Annotated in this window: 17 protein-coding genes; 6 read left to right on the top strand and 11 right to left on the bottom strand. The window is 51.4% G+C overall.

Annotated elements, in window-relative coordinates; all coding sequences use genetic code 11:
• Nucleotides 1-65 precede the first annotated feature (65 nt).
• A complete protein-coding gene (locus ACYU87_RS23210) occupies nucleotides 66-734 on the bottom strand; it encodes a TetR/AcrR family transcriptional regulator (protein WP_461136496.1) in 669 nt (222 codons plus the stop codon).
• A 408-nt stretch (nucleotides 735-1,142) separates the two neighbouring features.
• On the opposite strand from ACYU87_RS23210, the gene tsaB reads away from it, so the two are divergent.
• Both tsaB and ACYU87_RS23200 read left to right on the top strand, forming a co-directional pair.
• A complete protein-coding gene (gene tsaB, locus ACYU87_RS23205) occupies nucleotides 1,143-1,850 on the top strand; it encodes a tRNA (adenosine(37)-N6)-threonylcarbamoyltransferase complex dimerization subunit type 1 TsaB (RefSeq protein ID WP_461136495.1) in 708 nt (235 codons plus the stop codon).
• Between the two features lie 96 nt (nucleotides 1,851-1,946).
• On the top strand, nucleotides 1,947-2,738 hold the full coding sequence (locus ACYU87_RS23200) for a type III pantothenate kinase (RefSeq protein ID WP_461136494.1): 792 nt from the start codon (nucleotides 1,947-1,949) through the stop codon (nucleotides 2,736-2,738).
• A gap of 15 nt (nucleotides 2,739-2,753) precedes the next feature.
• Here ACYU87_RS23200 and ACYU87_RS23195 read toward each other — a convergent pair whose 3' ends face one another.
• Nucleotides 2,754-2,948, bottom strand: a complete 195-nt coding sequence (locus tag ACYU87_RS23195; RefSeq protein WP_461136493.1) for a type II toxin-antitoxin system antitoxin — start codon at nucleotides 2,946-2,948, stop codon at nucleotides 2,754-2,756.
• Nucleotides 2,949-3,044: 96 nt separating this feature from the next.
• On the bottom strand, nucleotides 3,045-3,896 hold the full coding sequence (locus ACYU87_RS23190; RefSeq protein WP_461136492.1) for an SPFH domain-containing protein: 852 nt from the start codon (nucleotides 3,894-3,896) through the stop codon (nucleotides 3,045-3,047).
• 261 nt (nucleotides 3,897-4,157) lie between these two features.
• On the opposite strand from ACYU87_RS23190, the gene lysS reads away from it, so the two are divergent.
• Entirely contained in the window at nucleotides 4,158-5,933 is a 1,776-nt protein-coding gene (gene lysS, locus ACYU87_RS23185) for a lysine--tRNA ligase (RefSeq protein ID WP_461136541.1), read from the top strand.
• An 81-nt stretch (nucleotides 5,934-6,014) separates the two neighbouring features.
• Here lysS and ACYU87_RS23180 read toward each other — a convergent pair whose 3' ends face one another.
• Complete coding sequence (locus tag ACYU87_RS23180; protein ID WP_461136491.1) at nucleotides 6,015-6,221, bottom strand: cold-shock protein; 207 nt, start codon at nucleotides 6,219-6,221, stop codon at nucleotides 6,015-6,017.
• Between the two features lie 338 nt (nucleotides 6,222-6,559).
• On the opposite strand from ACYU87_RS23180, the gene ACYU87_RS23175 reads away from it, so the two are divergent.
• Complete coding sequence (locus tag ACYU87_RS23175) at nucleotides 6,560-6,781, top strand: PspC domain-containing protein (protein WP_461136490.1); 222 nt, start codon at nucleotides 6,560-6,562, stop codon at nucleotides 6,779-6,781.
• A 131-nt stretch (nucleotides 6,782-6,912) separates the two neighbouring features.
• On the opposite strand, the gene ACYU87_RS23170 is transcribed toward ACYU87_RS23175, so the two are convergent.
• From ACYU87_RS23170 to ACYU87_RS23160, 3 genes are all read right to left on the bottom strand, one after another.
• Entirely contained in the window at nucleotides 6,913-7,935 is a 1,023-nt protein-coding gene (locus ACYU87_RS23170) for a glycosyltransferase family 2 protein (protein ID WP_461136489.1), read from the bottom strand.
• Between the two features lie 98 nt (nucleotides 7,936-8,033).
• Nucleotides 8,034-8,378 (bottom strand): YbaB/EbfC family nucleoid-associated protein, encoded by a 345-nt coding sequence (locus tag ACYU87_RS23165; RefSeq protein WP_461136488.1) that lies wholly within the window; start codon nucleotides 8,376-8,378, stop codon nucleotides 8,034-8,036.
• 98 nt (nucleotides 8,379-8,476) lie between these two features.
• The gene (locus ACYU87_RS23160) at nucleotides 8,477-10,168 is read right to left on the bottom strand and encodes a T9SS type B sorting domain-containing protein (RefSeq protein WP_461136487.1); all 1,692 of its coding nucleotides are present in this window, start codon (nucleotides 10,166-10,168) and stop codon (nucleotides 8,477-8,479) included.
• A gap of 507 nt (nucleotides 10,169-10,675) precedes the next feature.
• Here ACYU87_RS23160 and ACYU87_RS23155 point away from each other — a divergent pair.
• Nucleotides 10,676-11,968 carry a bifunctional 3,4-dihydroxy-2-butanone-4-phosphate synthase/GTP cyclohydrolase II gene (locus tag ACYU87_RS23155; protein WP_461136486.1) on the top strand — a complete coding sequence of 431 codons (1,293 nt, stop codon included), beginning with the start codon at nucleotides 10,676-10,678 and terminating at the stop codon, nucleotides 11,966-11,968.
• 19 nt (nucleotides 11,969-11,987) lie between these two features.
• Nucleotides 11,988-12,293, top strand: coding sequence for a thioredoxin (gene trxA / locus ACYU87_RS23150; RefSeq protein WP_461136485.1), 306 nt, complete (start codon nucleotides 11,988-11,990; stop codon nucleotides 12,291-12,293).
• Nucleotides 12,294-12,385: 92 nt separating this feature from the next.
• Here trxA and ACYU87_RS23145 read toward each other — a convergent pair whose 3' ends face one another.
• The 4 genes from ACYU87_RS23145 to ACYU87_RS23130 form a co-directional block, all read right to left on the bottom strand.
• Nucleotides 12,386-12,868 carry a hypothetical protein gene (locus ACYU87_RS23145; protein WP_461136484.1) on the bottom strand — a complete coding sequence of 161 codons (483 nt, stop codon included), beginning with the start codon at nucleotides 12,866-12,868 and terminating at the stop codon, nucleotides 12,386-12,388.
• Nucleotides 12,869-12,915: 47 nt separating this feature from the next.
• Entirely contained in the window at nucleotides 12,916-14,217 is a 1,302-nt protein-coding gene (locus ACYU87_RS23140; protein WP_461136483.1) for an AGE family epimerase/isomerase, read from the bottom strand.
• Complete coding sequence (locus ACYU87_RS23135) at nucleotides 14,210-15,223, bottom strand: bifunctional heptose 7-phosphate kinase/heptose 1-phosphate adenyltransferase (protein WP_461136482.1); 1,014 nt, start codon at nucleotides 15,221-15,223, stop codon at nucleotides 14,210-14,212. The genes ACYU87_RS23140 and ACYU87_RS23135 overlap by 8 nt, the downstream gene beginning before the upstream one ends.
• A gap of 121 nt (nucleotides 15,224-15,344) precedes the next feature.
• Nucleotides 15,345-15,962, bottom strand: a complete 618-nt coding sequence (locus tag ACYU87_RS23130) for a class I SAM-dependent methyltransferase (RefSeq protein WP_461136481.1) — start codon at nucleotides 15,960-15,962, stop codon at nucleotides 15,345-15,347.
• Nucleotides 15,963-16,003: the final 41 nt, after the last annotated feature.

The raw sequence follows: 16,003 nt of genomic DNA, 5'->3' as shown, positions 1-16,003 counted from the left end.
AAAAAAAGCTTCCAGTTTTTGTGGAAGCTTTTTTTATGGATATACGCCAGACGCAGGCAGCGCTTTTACCATTGACTTGCCGGCTGGGCTTTTGCCTGAGCACTCAGTTTTACGGCCTGCGAATCAACGGCCATTTTATTCAGAGCCAGATAAATTACCTTAACGGCTCCCTCAATTCGTTGCCATCCCTGTTCGCTCCGCAGATCAATACCAACCATGGTGTGGTTATTTTGAGCCTGAATAGTCAGATAGGATAAAGCACCCAGCATTACCGCTGAAACGGCCTGAATATCCGGCCCTTCAATAAACGAAAGCTGGTTAACCAACCGCATCAGCTCATCGTCCTGTGCTTTGCTGATTACATCGGCAGTTGGATCGTTCTCAACAACATTCGCCTTTAATACTTCACGAGCAGCTTTCGACGTCCGCATGTAACGGAACATCTGAATAGCCTGTCGGTACCACACCTTCGCCAGATCGTCTTGATGGATTGGGCGAATTTGATCCAGCATGGCTGGTGTGAACTGTGGGAACATCCGCCCCATACGCACATAATATTCCATCAATCCATCCAGACCACCGAAGTAACGGTAGATTAGCACCTTACTAATGCCGGCTTTTTCAGCGATCTGATTGATTCTGGCACCTTCAAGACCCTGCTCAGCCAATACGTCTTCGAGGGCATTTACGATGCGCTGTGTGGTTTCTGCGCGGTTTCTTCTAATTTTTTCCATCTATGATCGGAGGCAACATTAGATACTTACTACTAATGTAGAATTTATAGTTAACAAAAAGTCACCTTAAAATAACTATTTATTTTAAGTACCTGACTATAATTAACACGGTTCTCGGTGATTTAGTCAAATTGATTTGACATTTATAATTAATATTTTCGGTATTCGTACCCGATAATGAACAGGGCTCGACGCACACACCTTTGTCTTAAAAAAGTTTCACATCGTCGTCGTACGGTTCATTTGGTTTACCGACAAGCGGTCTATTCAAGGAGTGAGTTACTTAAGGATTGGCTTAAACGTACCCAGACGGGCCATTTCCCGGCTTTCTTTTGGGCAATGAGCGCGTCTGTTTTGTTAATTCTTCCGGCGAGACTTACTTTGGTCCCTGTTTCGCTTTTCAGGCTTATGGCTCTCCTTCTTTCCCTCGATACATCTACCACCGTTTGTTCCGTTGCCCTGCATCGTCAGAACGACTCGTTGCCCCCCGCATTGCTCGGCTGTTACGAACTATTTATCGAACGGACCTCCTCGGCCATGCTCACAACACTCATCAACGACCTCGTCGGGCAGGCTGGTTACACCCTCAGGGAACTGGATGCGGTGGCGGTGGCAAAGGGGCCGGGTTCCTACACGGGCTTACGGATCAGCGTCTCGACGGCAAAGGGACTTTGCTTTGCCCTGGATAAACCATTGCTGGCCGTAAATACCCTGACGGCTATGGCGGAACAAGTTCGGGCCTACTTTCCGGAAAATCACTTGCTTTGCCCCATGATCGACGCCCGGCGGATGGAGGTTTACTGCGCCCTTTACGATACCAGTGGGCAGGAAGTTCAGCCGACAGCGGCCAAAATCATTGACGAACAGTCGTTCACCGACCAATTAACGGAGAGGCCAATCGTTTTCTTTGGTGACGGGGCCGAAAAATGCCGCCCCACGCTGGGCGTTCATCCAAGTGCCATTTTCCCGGCTTCTGTAGTCCTGCCTTCGGCCCGCACCATTGGTCAGCTTGCGCTGGAAGCCTTCAGTCAGCAGCAGTTTGAGGATGTGGCTACGTTCGAGCCGTTTTACCTGAAAGATTTCATGACGATAAAGCCTAAAAAAGCGCCGTTCTGAGCCATTCGAGCGCCAGCCCACCCGGTTGACGGTGTCGACAGGGTGCGAATGTGCCGTTTTTACCCTTACTTCGCCCGATAATTACCCCCATTGCTCGTGCAGATTATTGTTGATATTGGCAATACCGACGCCGTTTTCGGACTTTATTCCTCAACTACCTGGCAGTACATTTGGCGAACACCCGTCGGAACGCCGAACCTCCGGCGCGATGAGCTCGCCCAAGCCTACGAGCATCGGCTGCGGCTGTGGTTACTCGAAGCCGGTATTCCGATCAGTGCGATCGAAACAACCGTCCTGAGCAGCGTGGTACCCGACCTGACGCCAGCCATGCGCGTCATGCTGACGGACTTATTCGGGCATGAGCCGGTTGTTGTCGGGCCGGGGGTGTACCCGCTTCTACCGATTGACGTGCTGCGTCCGCACGAAATTGGGGCGGATCTGGTTGCCAATGCGCTGGCCGCCTACACACGTTACCAACGAACCTGCGTAGTGGTCGATTTTGGCACGGCCCTGACTTTTACGACGGTATCGGCGGAAGGTAAACTCCTGGGGGTAGCGATTGCCCCCGGCCTGAAAACGGCCATTCGCTCGCTGTTTGCTAATACGGCTCAATTGCCCGAGGTACCGATCGAAGTACCTGCGTCGGCGCTCGGCACCAGCACGACCCACGCCATCCAGGCGGGCGTTATTTTAGGGTACGAGGGGTTAGTACGGTCGCTCGTTGGCCGGATTCAGACCGAACTGCACGGCGACTGTATAGCCGTAGCCACGGGTGGTTTGTCGGGCCGGATCCCTTCGTTGCAGGACGTATTTACGGATATTGTTCCGTCATTGACGTTAGACGGCATACGACTGATCGGTGAACTGGTGACCGCTTCGCAGCGGTAAATCCGCCCAAAGCAACTACTCGCCAGGTCCCGCCAATGGGCCACCGTCGGCCGGGTTGGCCTTCGTTTTTTTTCGCTTGCGTAAAGCGTCGTTCAGCAAATACTCAATCTGTCCATTTACGCTCCGAAACTCCTCCTGCGCCCAGCGCTCCAGCTCTTTCAGCGTTTCGGGTTGAATGCGCAGGACAAATGCTTTTTTTTCAGCAGCCATCTTTTAGGGGCTAAAAGCGAGGAGTGAGAAGCGAGGAGTCGCTGGCGCCTATCAATGCCGACGAATGGCTCCTTACTCCCCGCTCCCAACTCCTTTTTAATTATACAACGTTCCCGCATTGACGACCGGGCTAACCGACTTCTCTCCGCAAAGAACAACCAGCAGGTTACTGACCATAGCCGCCTTCCGCTCTTCGTCCAGGGAAATAACGCCATTTTTTTCCAGGCGCTCCAGGGCCAGCTCTACCATGCCCACCGCTCCTTCAACGATCAGTCGACGAGCCGCAATCATAGCCGACGCCTGTTGCCGTTGTAGCATAGCCCCGGCAATTTCGGAAGAATAGGCCAGGTGACTGACACGGGCTTCGATAATATCGACCCCTGCCCGTTCGAGCCGTTCATTCAGTTCCTCTTCCAGAAACACGTTGATTTGACCGGTGCTATCGCGCAGGGTAACCGATGAGGTTTCGTCTTCCATATGGTCGTAGGCGTACGAATTGGCTAGTTTTCGCACGGCGGCTTCCGACTGAATCTGGACGAAGTTCACGTAGTTATCTACCTCGAACAAGGCCTTGGCTGTATCTTTCACCTGCCAGACAACCACAGCCGCAATTTCGACCGGATTACCCATCTTGTCATTTACTTTCAATGTCTGTCCGTTCAGGTTACGGGCCCGCAGGCTAATCTTGACTTTGTTGTATAAGGGATTGACCCAACGAAGTCCCGTTTCTTTAATCGTACCCACATAATCACCGAAAAAGGTGGCCGTCATACCTTCTTTCGGGTAAATAATAACGATACCTTTCAGAATAAAAGAACCCGCAAATGCCAGCAGTATGGCCAGCAAAACCCCATTGTAGGCAGCCGCCAGGGCAGCGAAACCAAAACAAACCAGAGCACCTATCACAAAAATGTACCCCGAAACAGACGTAAGCTCTTTCTCCTGCATGGCTGTAAATGTTAATTCAACTAAGTAGTATCATTTTGATAGCACAATGATAGCAACCGTTTCGTTCTGCTTCGCAAAAATTGTGGGAACGGTCGGGCGGGTCCACCAGCGGCTCTGCCCGATCGTTCTCACACAGCGAGAAACTAAATGACGGTATTCACGGCCCCACCAATCGCTATCCCTGTAAACGCCAATCCTTTTCACTATTTTTGCCCCTTAAAATACGGGTTGGCTTTTTGGCTGACCGACTCATTGACGACCATGCTGCTGAGTGAACAGGAAATAAATCGCCGACAAAAGCGCGAAGAATTAATGCGGATGGGCATTGACCCCTACCCCGCCGAGTTATTTGACGTAAACACAACCATTGCCGACATACGGGCGCAGTTTCAGCCGGGCGGCCCCGGTACGGATATTGAGCCGGAACAGAATCTCTCCGGCGATGAACGCTGGGGTAATGTTCAGCTGGCGGGCAGGCTTATGGGCTTCCGCATCATGGGCAGCGCGTCCTTCGCCGAGATGCAGGACTCGACCGGGCGGCTGCAACTTTATTTCCGGCGGGATGACCTGTGCCCCGGTGAAGACAAGACATTATACAACACGGTCTTCAAAAAGCTACTCGACATCGGCGACATCGTTGGGGTACGGGGGTATGTGTTCTCGACCAAAACCGGCGAGCTGTCGGTTTACGTCAGCGAGTTTAAACTTTTAAATAAAGCGTTGCGGCCACTGCCCGTTGTGAAGGAAGTGGTGAACGAGCAGGGCGAAAAAGAAACCTACGACGCCTTTACCGATCCGGAGCAACGTTACCGCCAGCGTTACGTAGACCTGATCGTGAATCCACAGGTGCGCGATGTGTTCATCAAACGCACCAAACTGGTCAACTCAATCCGGCAGTTTCTGAGCGAAAAAGGCTATCTGGAGGTGGAAACGCCCATTTTACAACCCATTCATGGAGGGGCGACGGCGCGACCTTTTCAGACGCATCACAACTCGCTCGACATGAAGCTGTACATGCGGATTGCCAACGAGCTGTACCTGAAACGCCTGATCGTGGGCGGCTACGACGGTGTATTCGAGTTTGCCAAGGACTTTCGGAACGAAGGCATGGACCGCACACACAACCCGGAATTTACGCAGGTCGAGTTCTACGTAGCTTACAAGGATTATCTCTGGATGATGGACACCATCGAAGAGATGGTCGAGAAGGTAGCACTCGATGTGGCGGGCACCACCAAGGTAACAGTCGGCGAAAACGTGATCGACTTCAAACGCCCCTGGAAACGGCTAACCATGTTCGAAGCCATTCAGGAATACACGGGCGTGGACGTATCGGCGATGGATGAAGCGGAACTTCGGCAGGTAGCCGAAGGCCGGGGCATTAACGTAGACAGCACGATGGGCAAGTCGAAACTGATTGACGAGCTGTTCGGCGATGCCTGCGAACCCAACCTGATCCAGCCGACATTCATTACAGATTACCCCGTTGAGATGTCGCCCCTGACCAAGAAGCACCGGAGCAAAGCGGGCCTTGTTGAGCGCTTTGAAGCGATCTGCAACGGGAAAGAAATTGCCAACGCGTACTCTGAGCTCAACGACCCCATCGACCAGCGCGAGCGGTTTGAGGAGCAGTTGCGCCTAGCCGAACGCGGTGATGAGGAAGCCATGATGCTGGATGAAGACTTTCTGCGTGCACTCGAATACGGCATGCCACCCACGGCGGGCGTAGGTCTGGGCATCGACCGGCTGGCCATGATCATGACCAACCAGGCGTCGATTCAGGATGTGCTGTTTTTCCCGCAGATGCGCCCCGAAAAGAAACAGGAGCAATCTGACGAAAGCGATTTCGTTTCGGCGGGGGTTCCGGCCGAGTGGGTTCCGGCCGTACAGAAACTTGGCTTTATGACGGTAGACCTGCTTCAGGCCGCTAACCCAAACAAACTGTTCAACGATTTGGGCGGTGTTCGCAAGAAGCTGAAGTTAGACGCTAAAATGCCAACTCTCGATGAAGTCAAAGGCTGGCTGGGCCAGAACTAAACGCTATAAATCCTGATCATAAAAAACCCTCGTCTGACAGCAGATGAGGGTTATATGTTTCAGTAAAGACGCGCTGTAGACCTAATATTCCGAATCTATCTTTTTCACCTTTACGGCGTTTAGTCCTTTCTTGCCGTCAACCACTTCAAACTGCACCCGATCTTTTTCGCGAATGGTAACCCCATTCAGACCAGTGATGTGGACGAAAATGTCCCGGTTGGTATCGTCTTCAACAATGAATCCGTAACCCTTACTTTCGTTAAAGAATTTTACTACACCTGTTTGCATAAAACTTAAACAATTTAACAATTAAAAACTTAAAGGGTCAGTTACTAACAAAACTGCCAACCAAACGTCAGGATATCTGAATAGTTGAGATACATTGTTAAAAATCAGCGAGATTTGTCGTCGTAAAAACGAAGGTAGCTTGCATGAACCGTCAACGTCGTTACACCACAAAGAAAAGAAAAATGTTTCGACTTCAAGTAGATTTCATCCTTTTTTTAGCTAGTTTCACTCCCTTTGTATTGGCATTTTGTGTAAACGGCAAACATTCTATTAATACTTCCCGTTAATTTCCGTAAATGACGATTAATACATCTATACAGACTTCGCAAACTAAAGGCATGAACAAGATCAGATATTTCGTTGAGAGTCAGGCTTTTGGCGTCTGCTCACGACTAGGCGAGAAAATGAATATTTCAGCCAGCAGTATTCGATTATATTTTATTTATACGTCGTTCCTTACACTGGGTTCGCCCGTCATTTTGTATTTAATTATGGCGTTTTGGCTGGAAATGAGCAAACATTTGCGTCGCCACGCGCACCCAACTATTTGGGAACTGTGATAAACTATGTAGGATGTAGTCTATATGGTGTATGATATATAGTGCTTGCTTTAGCTATAAAATATATCCCACATAATACATCACACACAAGCCATTATATATACTATATCATACATCATATACACTACTTCTTACATCTCTTTAAACGTTTTCTTGTTTTCCGCGAAGTACTGCCAGACCACACTATGTGGATACAGAGCGACTTCTTTCGTTTGCTGCTGCTTCAATATGTTTCGCTGCTGATGCAGGCGCGGTAACTGACCATAGAACGCAAAGTGAGCGCGGACAATCGCCCAAATATCGGCCCATTGACCGACCTTCAGAAATAAAAGAGAAGACGCCCCGTCAAGCACTAACCGCAGCAATAGTTTAGGCCATAACCAGCCATCGGCAGGCCAGTTTTTATACAGCATGAACAGGCTGTTCCGGTAGTTGAGGTACGTCTTATGCGGATTCGATTTGGGCAGCGTTCCCCCGCCGACGTGATACACCACGGACTGACCACACGCCCACACCTCATGGCCCAGCCGCTGTATGCGCCAGCACCAGTCAATTTCTTCCATGTGCGCAAAGAAGGAAGCATCGAATCCCCCCGTCTGATGAAACACGGACGCCCGCATGAACAGGCAGGCCCCCGTAGCCCAGAACACGGGCCGGTTGTCGTTGTACTGCCCGGTATCGGCTTCGAAGGTGGCGAAAACCCGACCCCGGCAAAACACGTACCCAAGCCAGTCGACGAATCCACCGGCTGCCCCGGCATGCTCGAACAGGGCACGTTCCTCGTACGATCGAATTTTGGGCTGGCAGGCAGCAATCCGGGGGTTGGTCTCCAGCAGGGCCAGCATGGGCGATAGCCAGCCCGGCGTTACCTCAATATCGGAATTGGGGAGAACGTAGTACGTGGCGCCCCCATACTGTGTCCGAATGTGTTCGAGGGCCCTATTGTAGCCACCGGCATAGCCTTCGTTTCGGGGTAACTCAATAACGCGGACAGTGGGGAAATTGGCCCGGATAAACGGCACTGACGAATCGACGGAAGCACTGTCGGCCACGTAAACCGGATGGCCATCGGCATTGGCAAGTATTGCAGGAAGAAAGTTGGCCAGAAACGGTTGCCCGTTGTAATTCAATATGACAATGGCAAGGGTATCCACGGAACGGGTTTGTCGTTTATAATTTACGGTTTACGGTTTCTGGTTTTCTGTCGGGCCAAAAACCGTAAACGATAAACCGTAAAACTACGAACACTTTCCTACATTAACCCATCCAGATTGAGACCGGGAATATTGGGCAGCAACCCTTCGGTAGCCTGCTTCAGGTGTTCGCGCGCTTTTGTTTCGACATTGCCCATCGCTTTGTTGGTGGCAGCGACAATAAGATCCTGCAGCATTTCACGGTCGGCAGCCGGGTTATCGCTCGTTTTGATCAGATCGGGGTCGATTTCGACTTTCAGGACGTTTTTCAGCCCGTTCACCGTCACTTTTACCAGACCTGCGCCCGATTCACCCGTTTCCGTTACAGCACTAAGGGTTTCCTGGGCATCTTTCATTCGGGATTGAACTTCTTTCATCTTCCCGAACATATCCATCATGTTCATACGCTTATTGGGTTAAGTCTACCATTGTCGGCGGGCAAGTTAGTCACCATAAAGCTTTCTCAAAAGCATGTACTCTGTGGCCGACAACTTGTTTTGCTTTATCGTATCAGTAACAACGCACCGGTACGAACAGTTTTCTGACCCGTCAGGTCGACAACATCAATGCGGTACATATACTGGCCCGGTGCGGCCTCCTGTCCGCCGATTTTACCATCCCATCCCTGGCTTTTATCCGTTGTGCTGTACACCACTTCCCCCCAGCGACTGTAAATGTTCATCGTGAACTGATCGACGTAAATGCCCTTTGGTACAAACGAATCATTCATGCCATCGCCATTGGGCGTAAACGCATCCGGAATGAGGATGCGGGCTTCCCGACGGAAGGTGTAATAATTGGAATAACTAATGGTTCCACCAGTTGAAACGGCAATGATCCGGTATTTCTGCGATTGCAGATTCGGGTCGTTCGGATCAGGATCGTAGTGGGTATTGGTGCCTGCCGTAATTTCCTGTCTTGACCCGTCCGAGTCATTGATCACCTCCAGAGTGTAGCTGGCAACGGTCTCGGGCGTAAACGGGGAATCTGCATTCCAGTCAATGCCCGTGGCTGTTTTGGCCTGTAGAAAGACGGAACAAACCGTTGCGGATGGGTTCGATTGCAGGCCACAACCGTTCTGATACGTGACCTGGTAACAGTAGGAACCCGACGATGGATCGGCGCTTTCGTCCGTGTAGGTGCTCTTCCGATCGAGAGACGCAACCGGCTGGAAACTTCCCGACGGCCCCGATGCCCGGCTCACAATCATGGTATAACTGTCCGTTGGTCCAATAGCGGTGGGTGGCGCGGTAACCAGACGCGGATGACTCTCTTCAACGGAAACAAGTACGGTACCGACATCACCCGGCGCATCGCCATTGATGCCATTTACACAAACGGGAGCCGAGGTAACAATCGTTTGCCCAACGCCCGAGATAGTAGCGGCAATCGAATAGCAGTATTGAGTGCCGCACTCAATTGCAGCCGCATCCGAAAAAGTGCTGATGCGCGCATCAGTTATTGTTCCGCCAAGGGGAGCATTGTTTCGGGTAATGCGGTAGTAACGAAGTTGCGAGTTGCCAGACAATATACCAGCGTAGGGTTGCCATTTCAGGTTGTTCTGTTTGTTGGCCGCCTGCACATCCAGAACCAGACTACACACTTCATCTGATTTAGACGAAGCCGTACTGGTACAGGCATCCTGCGCTACGAGTTGAAAACATTGTACCTGCTTAGCATCCGTTTGGACGGTGAAAGTGCCAATGTCCGAACCCTTCTGACCTGTTGCAGTGTAAGTTCCGTTAACCTTCTGAAAAAGCTCGATAGAACTACCCGTGTTGGTCTGATATTTTATCTCAATCGCTTTATCGCTGGTTGTTGTCAGCGCGGTAATAACGGGTTGGGTGGCGGCCGTTAACAACGAAACAGGCTGGCCGGTGGTTGGGGATTCACAAACAGGCGTTGTCGCGCTACCGTATCTTCCCTGAACGGTTATCGTTACATTACTGTAATCCGAACTATACGTATGAGTGGGGTTTGCCAGCATATCGGCCTTACTCAACGGATCACTTAACTTACCGTCGCCCCATCGAATAGTATAGCTATCATATTGGCCTAACGTTGAAGGGTCTGCCTTCACCGTAGCTTTTCGTCCTACGCAGGCCTGAACAGTAAATTTGATTTGATCAAGGGGTAATACCGTAATGGTTTGACAAGCTAAGGCCCGTGTTCCATTAATGGTGCCTACTTGCAAAATAGTAAATGACCCAGGTTTAGAGTATTGAAAACTAGGACCTAATTCAAAGTTGGCAGGTATTCCTTTACCATCGTATTCTTTTATATAGCCAATGTTGAGCATACCTGCGGGCACACCACCTACAACTTGAACGGCAGTTCCAACACAAATTCTAACCTTGTCGAGTTGAAAACCACCTGTGGCAGCACCTTTTGGGTCTATGCAGTAATTATTGTTAGAATCTTGAGCAAAAACAGGTTCAATAAGGGAGATGCAGGCAACCATTAACAAACCAGCTAACCAGCCAGCATTCACTCTTACTCCAGTCAGCCACAGTCGTAAAATTCGCACGAAGAGTAGATTTTTATCGTTCGTATATAAGTCGGTTCTATACCTGAAAACGGCCTTAGTTGACATTTTCGCATCCCGCGAAACGTATCTTTCTTAAAATCAGTTTTCCATTCAAAATCGAGCGGACTTACTGCGCCTTAAAGATACCTGCACAGACACGCATCAACCAAAAAGATGAGCAATAATAGTACCAACTCTGAAACCACCACCCAAAATCCGGGGAATGCCATCGAGCCAAATCCTATCCGGCTGGATCGTATTGAAGACGCTATCGCCGACATCAAGGCGGGCAAAATTGTGCTGGTGGTCGATGATGAAGATCGCGAAAATGAGGGCGACATGATCTGCGCGGCCGAGATGATAACCCCCGAAATGGTTAATTTCATGGTTCGCGAGGCCCGTGGCCTGATGTGTGCTCCGCTTACTCAGGAACGTTGCGACGAACTGGGGTTAGATATGATGGTGACCAGCAACACGTCTGTTCACACAACGCCGTTTACGGTGTCGGTTGATTTGCTCGGAAACGGCTGTACAACAGGCATTTCTGCATCGGATCGCGCCAAGACCATTCAGGCGCTGGTAGACCCAAACACAACACCCGATGATTTGGGCAGACCTGGTCATATTTTCCCCTTACGCGCTGTAGAAGGCGGGGTTATCCGCCGGGCCGGACATACCGAAGCCGCCGTCGATCTGGCCAAATTAGCGGGTTTGTCGCCGGTGGGGGTGTTGATCGAAGTGCTGAACGAAGACGGTACGATGGCCCGCCTGCCGGAACTCCGCGTACTGGCCGACCGGTTCGGGATGAAGCTCGTCAGCATTCAGGATCTGATCGCCTACAGACTCCGCACCGAAACGTTGATCCGTCGCGAAATTGGCGTTGATATGCCAACCGCCTGGGGTCATTTCGATCTGATCGCCTACAAACAAAGCAACACCGACGATACGCACCTGGCTCTGATAAAAGGCAGTTGGGAGCCCAATGAACCGGTGCTGGTGCGTGTGCATTCGTCCTGCGTTACGGGCGACATTTTCGGCTCGTGTCGCTGCGATTGCGGACCACAACTACAGGCCTCCATGCAAATGGTTGAAGCAGAAGGCAAAGGCATCGTTGTGTACATGTTTCAGGAAGGCCGGGGCATTGGCCTGATCAACAAACTGAAAGCGTATAAACTTCAGGAAATGGGTCGCGACACCGTTGAGGCTAACCTCGATCTGGGGCTACCCATGGACTCCCGCGATTATGGCGTGGGGGCACAGATCCTGCGCGATCTTGGCGTTCGCAAACTTCGGCTCATCTCGAACAACCCGAAGAAACGGGCGGGTCTGATGGGTTACGGGCTGGAAATTGTCGATACGGTACCCATCGAAATCCAGTCTAACCCGCACAATGAACGTTACCTGCGAACAAAACGCGATAAAATGGGTCATACAATTATGAATGAACCTGTAAACGAGGAACAGTAACTGAACAATCTTTACAATCATGAACAAGCAATCGTTTAAAGACCTTATCAACGGCGATAAACCTGTCCTGGTTGACTTTTATGCCGACTGGTGCGGGCCCTGCAAGCAGCAGGCGCCTATTCTGAAGCAGCTTACCGAACGCTCCGGCGAGAAGGTGCGCGTAATTAAAATTGATGTCGACAAAGCCCAGGCGGCTGCGCAGCAATACCAGGTTCGGAGCATCCCGACCATGATTCTGTTCAAAGACGGCAAGATCGTCTGGCGGCAGTCGGGCGTTCAGTCCCTGACAACGCTGGAGGGTCTGGTCAAGCAGTTTGGCCATTAACTGGACCCTGACCGGATTGCTCAACATAAAATAAGCCCTATCAGAAACTGACTGATAGGGCTTATTTTATGACTTCATCTTTTATAACCTCATCATTTCGTATTCTGCGCCAGCCCGAAGTTTTTCAGATTGGTCAGCGCCGTGACATTAATGATCTTCCACTGCCCGTTAATTTTTTCGACAGTTCGCGACTCTTTCGATGTCGTTTTGCCGTGGCTATCGATGAGCGTCTGATCGTAGGCGACAAACGCCATGTTTCCATTCTGGTGAATGGTATAGTTCGAGTTCTGCACCGTTACCTTATCCGATACTTTCGAGCTTTTGAACTGACTGGCAAACTGTTTCTCCAGCTTATCCCAGCCTTTCACCAGCATAAAATCGCCCCCGTACAGGTTGGCCGCAAAATGAATGTAGGGTGTATGGGCCCACGCATTCGACCACTCGGCTTTATCGCGCTTAAAGAAGCCCTCTGTTTCACTACGCAACACACGTTTAATGGCATCGTTGTCGGCCTGGGCCAACCCACACACAACGGAACTCAGCAGCAGGGCAGTTACCAAAAGGAGCGTTTTCATGACCAATAAGTGTTTAGTTATCAGTCAAGATACAGAACAATATTAAATTATACAACCATTATTTTGGACTTTTCTAGTAATTCATCCAACCGCCGAATCGACTGAATCATTGATCGAACGGTATGGTAATTGATTTTCCAGGAATGGCTCATGTGCGTCCAGATGGGCACCCCCTGTCGGGTCAGTAGCGGCCACCACTCCCCTACACCGTGGTTCACCAGTTTATCGAGCACGAACCGGTGAACATTCTCGTACGCTTTACCGTATTTTTCGTCGCCGAAAGTGCGGTAAGCATCCAGAAATCCAATGAGCCCTTCGGCCTGCTGCCAGAACTCTTTCTCCCGGTCGTATACTGTTCCGCTATGCGATCCTTCCACATAAATGCCCCCAAACTCCCAGTCTACCCCATAATCGGCCGCGTGCGATACCGCTTTCTGCAACTGGTTAAAGTAGGTTTCGTAGGGAATACCGAGTACGTCGAGGGCATGAATCAATAACCAGGCAAATTCCACATTATGACCATAGCTGGTGTTGTCTTCGGCTTCCGGCTTAACGCCATCTTCGGTAAAGCGATCCCATCCCCAGATAACGTCGAATTTGATTTGGGGAGCCACGCGCCAGTCGGCCCAGAACTGTGGTATACCCGTACCAAAAACGGGATGCATAATTTTGCTCACCAGGAGGTTTATAACTTCCAGCAGCTTCCGGCGGTGAACAGGCTGTCGGGTACACTCGTACAGGCTGGTGAAGGCTTCCATCAGGTGCATGTGTGCATCAAGCGTTTTCCGGTTTCCCCCGGCGGCTCCAGGCCCTTTAAGCGTCCAGGCGTGGTCGAACACCTCGAAATAGCCCCCGTAGCAGGTATCTGACGCGTATTTTTGCAACAGATCAAATACTTTTTCGGCGTACTCAACCCCGCGAAGGTCGCCCGTTGCCAGGGTGTACTCGCTCAGGCAATAGATGGCAAAGCTTTGCCCGTACACTACTTTCTGGTCGTTCAGTACGTCTCCTTTTCGGTTGGTCATCCAGTAAAACCCGCCGTGTTCTTCATCCCACATTCGCGTCAGCAGGTAATCGACGCCGTGTCGGGCCAGATCGGCCAGCGAGTTCGTGTCCGCTTCTCCCCCGCCATAACCCGCCCGGTGCGCCGACGAATACGTATAGATGGAGCGGGTCTGGGCAATCAGTGATTTTTCGTCCTCGCCCGAATCATGGCCATGCTCATCGAAGTGCGTAATAAAGCCCCCGTTTACGTAATCGGCGGTTCGGGCCGTCCAGAAAGGCAGCAATTCGGTGGTAAGGTGGGCATGCAGTTCCTGACGGCACTGCCCCAGCGTTTCGTTAGTCATGGTTTTGGTAGATTGAGTTCAGGGCTACAATTTCGGAGAGGCTGGCGGTGCCCGTCTGGTTTCGTTTCTGAACGGTTACGGCAGCCGCCAGGTTAGCAATTTGTATCGCCTGGTCGGGCGTGGCTCCGGCCCCCAGGCAAGCGGCCCAGGTCGCAACCACCGTGTCGCCGGCCCCAACCGTATCGAGCTCGCCCCGGAGTGGCAGGCCCTCAGCCAGATAGCGATGCTGCTGATCCAGATAGAGCATGCCCGCCGGGCCGCGCGTGATGAGCAATGGCCCGTCAGAGCGCTCCCGCAGAACGTTTCCGTACTGGCTACACCAGTCTAGGTCAGGGGTTTCGGGGAGGCTAACCTGTAAAAAACGGGCCAGTTCAGCTGTATTCACTTTCAGCGTAGCGCCCCGCACCTGCGTACCCAGATCGCGCATATCGGCCAGAAAACAGACGTGCGGAAAACGGGCAATCAATTCGTTGAGAACGGCCACCCGGCTTTCGGTCAGAAGCGGACTGGCAAACTGCTGATTGACCACCACCACATCCAGATCGGTCAGTGCCTGCTCCAACCCCGCAATCAGTGTTGCGAACAGACTATCATTCAGTTGATTGGACACGCCAAAATCGACCCGGTTCGCTTCTTGCCCATTCACGGCTGGCTTGGTATACACACACGTATCCCAACCGGCACGAGCCGTATAGAGGTGTTGCGTATCAGCGCCAAGCGTATCGAGCAGATGCCGCATTTCCCGGCCGAACAGGTCATCGCCTACGCAACCGATCACCCGGCAATTGGCGACGCCCAGCGCCATCAGATTCTGAACAACATTGCCCGCAGCACCAAGCGACGCGCGGGGGTGACTTCCCCAAAACACATCCCGGTCGGTTTCCAGCGAACGTTCGCCGGTTTGGGTTTGCAGGGTAAAATAAAGATCGAGAGCAAAGTCGCCGATAACGCCCACGCGCACGGTTGAGAATCGGTAAAACAGAGCCGTTATGTCGGAAGCCGTCATTTTTCAGGACTGGGTTTAGCTTGCCATAAAACCCGTTTTTCTGCATTGACTACTCACCGGAACAACAGTTGCTCAGGCTGAATCTTACTTACTGCCCGAAAATTTCGCGTAGAAACCCGGTTCACTGTTTTACGAAATCATACGAAATCAGACTCTTGCCGTTGGGCATCCGGTATGTCTGTCGCCCCTCGAAACGCAACGCCGGGGCGGTATGCTGCAACAGGGTCTCTTCGGCTACCTCACGGGCAATGGCGGCTACGGGCTGAAGCGTCGTTACGCCCGTATTACTAACCCAGCCGCTATCGTTGCTGCGCTGGAGCACCACATTCAGCAAGCCGCCCCGCCGGAGTGTTTGGCGGATACTGGCAAACGCCCGCTCCAGATCGACGTATTCCAGAAACAAATGGCAGATGATCAGGTCAACCGACTCGGGTGGAATAGCCACCGCATCCTGATTGATATCCGCCTGTACCAGAATCAGCTCATTCAGAATGGGTTCGTAGCGCTCGTAACAAACGGCCAGATAGCTGGAGTTAATATCCACAGCATACACCGTTCGGGCCTCCACGAAATGAACAAAGCCGTTGCCCGTGCAAGCCCCATACACGGCCACCGTCTGCGGGTAGCGCTGTTCCATTTTCTCGTTCGTAATCTCGCTCATCAACGCTAGTTGCCCAACGGTTTCGTGGTTCATGTGGCGTTCATAATCAGCGTAGGGAACCTGGCTCCAGGGGTTCATGGGTTTTTAGTCAGTAGATGATGAACCGGCAAAAAACGATT

This window comes from Spirosoma lituiforme (genome assembly GCF_054776635.1).
The sequence above is the reverse complement of the archived record's forward strand: the minus strand, read 5'-3'. Positions and strand labels throughout refer to the sequence as shown.

Bases quoted from the DNA above. Each gene is read 5' to 3' on its own strand.
- ACYU87_RS23210 (WP_461136496.1), bottom strand. From the start codon at position 734: ATGGAAAAAATTAGAAGAAACCGCGCAGAAACCACACAGCGCATCGTA.
- tsaB (WP_461136495.1), top strand. From the start codon at position 1,143: ATGGCTCTCCTTCTTTCCCTCGATACATCTACCACCGTTTGTTCCGTT.
- ACYU87_RS23195 (WP_461136493.1), bottom strand. From the start codon at position 2,948: ATGGCTGCTGAAAAAAAAGCATTTGTCCTGCGCATTCAACCCGAAACG.
- ACYU87_RS23190 (WP_461136492.1), bottom strand. From the start codon at position 3,896: ATGCAGGAGAAAGAGCTTACGTCTGTTTCGGGGTACATTTTTGTGATA.
- lysS (WP_461136541.1), top strand. From the start codon at position 4,158: ATGCTGCTGAGTGAACAGGAAATAAATCGCCGACAAAAGCGCGAAGAA.
- ACYU87_RS23180 (WP_461136491.1), bottom strand. From the start codon at position 6,221: ATGCAAACAGGTGTAGTAAAATTCTTTAACGAAAGTAAGGGTTACGGA.
- ACYU87_RS23175 (WP_461136490.1), top strand. From the start codon at position 6,560: ATGAACAAGATCAGATATTTCGTTGAGAGTCAGGCTTTTGGCGTCTGC.
- ACYU87_RS23165 (WP_461136488.1), bottom strand. From the start codon at position 8,378: ATGAACATGATGGATATGTTCGGGAAGATGAAAGAAGTTCAATCCCGA.
- ACYU87_RS23155 (WP_461136486.1), top strand. From the start codon at position 10,676: ATGAGCAATAATAGTACCAACTCTGAAACCACCACCCAAAATCCGGGG.
- trxA (WP_461136485.1), top strand. From the start codon at position 11,988: ATGAACAAGCAATCGTTTAAAGACCTTATCAACGGCGATAAACCTGTC.
- ACYU87_RS23145 (WP_461136484.1), bottom strand. From the start codon at position 12,868: ATGAAAACGCTCCTTTTGGTAACTGCCCTGCTGCTGAGTTCCGTTGTG.
- ACYU87_RS23140 (WP_461136483.1), bottom strand. From the start codon at position 14,217: ATGACTAACGAAACGCTGGGGCAGTGCCGTCAGGAACTGCATGCCCAC.
- ACYU87_RS23135 (WP_461136482.1), bottom strand. From the start codon at position 15,223: ATGACGGCTTCCGACATAACGGCTCTGTTTTACCGATTCTCAACCGTG.
- ACYU87_RS23130 (WP_461136481.1), bottom strand. From the start codon at position 15,962: ATGAACCCCTGGAGCCAGGTTCCCTACGCTGATTATGAACGCCACATG.